This window comes from Streptomyces durocortorensis (assembly GCF_016901035.1).
Taxonomy (GTDB): domain Bacteria; phylum Actinomycetota; class Actinomycetes; order Streptomycetales; family Streptomycetaceae; genus Streptomyces; species Streptomyces durocortorensis.
Genome location: NZ_JAFEUF010000042.1, coordinates 33,246 through 37,548 on the forward strand (window position 1 = coordinate 33,246; position 4,303 = coordinate 37,548).

Consider the following 4,303-nt stretch of genomic DNA (forward strand, 5'->3'; position numbering starts at 1 on the left):
CGGCGCTGGCGGCCGGGGGGTTTCTCCCCCCCCCCCCCCCCCGCCGCCGCCCCCGCCCGGGGCTTTCGTCGGGGCGGGGCGGGGCCCCCCCCCCCCCCCCCCCCGCCCCCCCCCCCCCTCCCCGGACCCGTTCAGACCATTGATTGAGACGAGACCCCGAAAGAGGGATTGACGACAAGTGCTCGACGTCAACTTCTTCGACGAGCTGCGGATCGGCCTTGCCACCGCGGACGACATCCGGACCTGGTCGCACGGCGAAGTCAAGAAGCCGGAGACCATCAACTACCGCACGCTCAAGCCCGAAAAGGACGGACTCTTCTGCGAGAAGATCTTCGGTCCGACCCGGGACTGGGAGTGCTACTGCGGCAAGTACAAGCGTGTCCGCTTCAAGGGCATCATCTGTGAGCGCTGCGGCGTCGAGGTCACTCGCGCCAAGGTGCGTCGTGAGCGGATGGGCCACATCGAGCTTGCCGCTCCCGTCACCCACATCTGGTACTTCAAGGGCGTTCCCTCGCGCCTCGGATACCTGCTGGACCTCGCGCCGAAGGACCTGGAAAAGGTCATCTACTTCGCCGCGTACATGATCACGTTCGTGGACGAGGAGCGTCGTACCCGCGACCTGCCGTCCCTGGAGGCGCACGTCTCCGTCGAGCGCCAGCAGACCGAGAACCGCCGCGACTCCGACCTGGAGGCCCGCGCCAAGAAGCTCGAGACCGACCTGGCCGAGCTGGAGGCCGAGGGCGCCAAGGCCGACGTGCGCCGCAAGGTGCGCGAAGGCGCCGAGCGTGAGATGAAGCAGCTGCGCGACCGTGCGCAGCGCGAGATCGACCGCCTCGACGAGGTGTGGAGCCGCTTCAAGAACCTCAAGGTCCAGGACCTGGAGGGCGACGAGCTGCTCTACCGCGAGCTGCGTGACCGCTTCGGCACGTACTTCGACGGCTGCATGGGCGCCGCCGCGCTGCAGAAGCGCCTGGAGTCCTTCGACCTCGACGAGGAGGCCGAGCGCCTCCGCGAGATCATCCGTACCGGCAAGGGCCAGAAGAAGACCCGTGCGCTCAAGCGCCTCAAGGTCGTCTCCGCGTTCCTGCAGACCAGCAACAAGCCCAAGGGCATGGTGCTCGACTGCGTGCCGGTCATCCCGCCGGACCTGCGTCCGATGGTGCAGCTGGACGGTGGCCGCTTCGCGACCTCCGACCTCAACGACCTGTACCGCCGTGTGATCAACCGCAACAACCGCCTCAAGCGTCTCCTTGACCTCGGTGCCCCCGAGATCATCGTGAACAACGAGAAGCGGATGCTGCAGGAGGCCGTCGACGCGCTGTTCGACAACGGCCGCCGCGGTCGCCCGGTCACCGGTCCCGGTAACCGCCCCCTGAAGTCCCTGAGCGACATGCTCAAGGGCAAGCAGGGCCGTTTCCGTCAGAACCTCCTCGGCAAGCGTGTGGACTACTCCGCGCGTTCCGTGATCGTCGTCGGTCCGCAGCTCAAGCTGCACCAGTGCGGTCTGCCGAAGGCGATGGCGCTGGAGCTCTTCAAGCCGTTCGTGATGAAGCGCCTGGTGGACCTGAACCACGCGCAGAACATCAAGTCTGCCAAGCGCATGGTCGAGCGTGGCCGCACCGTCGTGTACGACGTCCTCGAAGAGGTCATCGCCGAGCACCCGGTGCTGCTGAACCGTGCGCCCACCCTGCACCGCCTCGGCATCCAGGCCTTCGAGCCGCAGCTGGTCGAGGGCAAGGCCATCCAGATCCACCCGCTCGTCTGCACCGCGTTCAACGCGGACTTCGACGGTGACCAGATGGCCGTGCACCTGCCGCTCTCGGCGGAGGCGCAGGCCGAGGCCCGCATCCTGATGCTGTCCTCGAACAACATCCTGAAGCCGGCCGACGGTCGTCCCGTCACCATGCCGACCCAGGACATGGTGCTGGGCCTCTTCTTCCTCACCACGGACGACGAGGGCCGGAACGTCAAGGGTGCGGACCGCGCGTTCGGCTCCACGGCCGAGGCCACCATGGCCTTCGACGCCCGCGAGCTGTCGCTCCAGGCGAAGGTCGACATCCGCTTCCCGGTCGGCACCATGCCGCCGCGTGGCTGGGTGCCGCCGGTCGCCGAGGAGGGCGAGCCGGAGTACCAGCCCGGTGACACCTTCCGGCTGCGGACCACCCTGGGCCGTGCGCTCTTCAACGAGCTGCTGCCCGAGGACTACCCGTTCGTCGACTACTCGGTGGGCAAGAAGCAGCTCTCCGAGATCGTCAACGACCTGGCCGAGCGCTACCCCAAGGTCATCGTGGCGGCGACGCTCGACAACCTGAAGGCGGCGGGCTTCCACTGGGCGACCCGTTCGGGCGTCACCGTGGCCATCTCCGACGTCGTCGTGCCCGAGGCCAAGAAGGCCATCGTCAAGGGCTACGAGGAGCAGGACGAGAAGGTCCAGAAGCAGTACGAGCGCGGTCTGATCACCAAGGACGAGCGCACGCAGGAGCTCATCGCGATCTGGACCAAGGCGACCAACGAGGTTGCCGAGGCGATGAACGCGAACTTCCCGAAGACGAACCCCATCTTCATGATGGTCGACTCGGGTGCCCGAGGAAACATGATGCAGATGCGTCAGATCGCGGGTATGCGTGGTCTGGTGTCGAACGCCAAGAACGAGACGATTCCCCGTCCCATCAAGGCGTCCTTCCGCGAGGGCCTCACCGTTCTGGAGTACTTCATCTCCACGCACGGTGCCCGTAAGGGTCTGGCGGACACCGCCCTGCGTACCGCCGACTCGGGTTACCTGACCCGTCGTCTGGTGGACGTCTCGCAGGACGTGATCATTCGCGAGGAGGACTGCGGCACCGACCGCGGCCTGAAGCTGAAGATCGCGGTCAAGGGCGCCGACGGCGTGCTCCGCAAGACGGACGACGTCGAGACCTCGGTCTACGCCCGCATGCTGGCCGAGGACGTCGTGGTGGACGGCAAGGTCATCGCGCCTGCCAACGTCGACCTCGGTGACGTCCTGATCGACGCCCTGGTGGGCGCCGGCGTCGAGGAGGTCAAGACCCGCTCGGTCCTGACCTGTGAGTCCGCGGTCGGCACCTGTGCCTTCTGCTACGGACGCTCGCTCGCCACCGGCAAGCTGGTCGACATCGGTGAGGCGGTCGGCATCATCGCCGCCCAGTCCATCGGTGAGCCCGGCACCCAGCTGACGATGCGTACCTTCCACACCGGTGGTGTGGCCGGTGACGACATCACCCAGGGTCTGCCCCGTGTCGTCGAGCTCTTCGAGGCTCGTACGCCGAAGGGTGTCGCCCCGATCTCCGAGGCCAAGGGCCGCGTGCGGATCGAGGAGACCGAGAAGACCAAGAAGCTCGTCGTCACCCCGGACGACGGCAGCGACGAGACGGCGTTCCCGATCTCGAAGCGTGCCCGTCTTCTGGTGGGCGAGGGCGACCCGGTCGAGGTGGGCCAGAAGCTCACCGTCGGTGCGACCAACCCGCACGACGTGCTGCGCATCCTCGGCCAGCGTGCGGTCCAGGTCCACCTGGTCGGCGAAGTCCAGAAGGTCTACAACTCGCAGGGCGTGTCGATCCACGACAAGCACATCGAGATCATCATCCGGCAGATGCTCCGCCGTGTGACGATCATCGAGTCCGGCGACGCGGAGCTGCTTCCGGGCGAGCTGGTCGAGCGGTCGAAGTTCGAGACCGAGAACCGTCGTGTGGTCACCGAGGGCGGTCACCCCGCCTCCGGCCGTCCGCAGCTGATGGGTATCACCAAGGCCTCGCTCGCCACCGAGTCGTGGCTGTCGGCGGCGTCCTTCCAGGAGACGACCAGGGTCCTCACCGACGCGGCGATCAACGCCAAGTCGGACTCCCTGATCGGCCTCAAGGAGAACGTCATCATCGGTAAGCTCATCCCGGCCGGTACGGGCCTGTCCCGCTACCGCAACATCCGGGTCGAGCCGACCGAGGAGGCCAAGGCCGCGATGTACTCGGCCGTCGGCTACGACGACATCGACTACTCGCCGTTCGGCACCGGCTCCGGCCAGGCCGTTCCGCTGGAGGACTACGACTACGGTCCGTACAACCAGTAGGCGAGTCTCTTGAAAGCCTGAGGGCGGCCACCCCGCGCAACGTTGCGCGAGGTGGCCCCCCACACGCGGGGGCGGCCCCGGAACCCGCCCGGGGCCGGAGCCCCGCCCCCCCAGCGCACGGCCCCGGCGGAGCGGCCCGCGCACACCACTGCCAAGAGGGGGGCGGTCAACACGCCCACGGAGCCCCTGTCCAATTTGTGATGCTCCCCCACCTGTTACCCCGCG

Annotated in this window: 1 protein-coding gene; it reads left to right on the forward strand. The window is 67.5% G+C overall.

Annotated features, from left to right (window positions below):
• Positions 1 to 178 precede the first annotated feature (178 nt).
• Positions 179 to 4,078: a DNA-directed RNA polymerase subunit beta' gene (locus JS521_RS11590; RefSeq protein WP_003966994.1), complete on the forward strand. Its 3,900-nt coding sequence runs from the start codon at positions 179 to 181 to the stop codon at positions 4,076 to 4,078.
• The last annotated feature ends 225 nt before the right edge of the window (positions 4,079 to 4,303 follow it).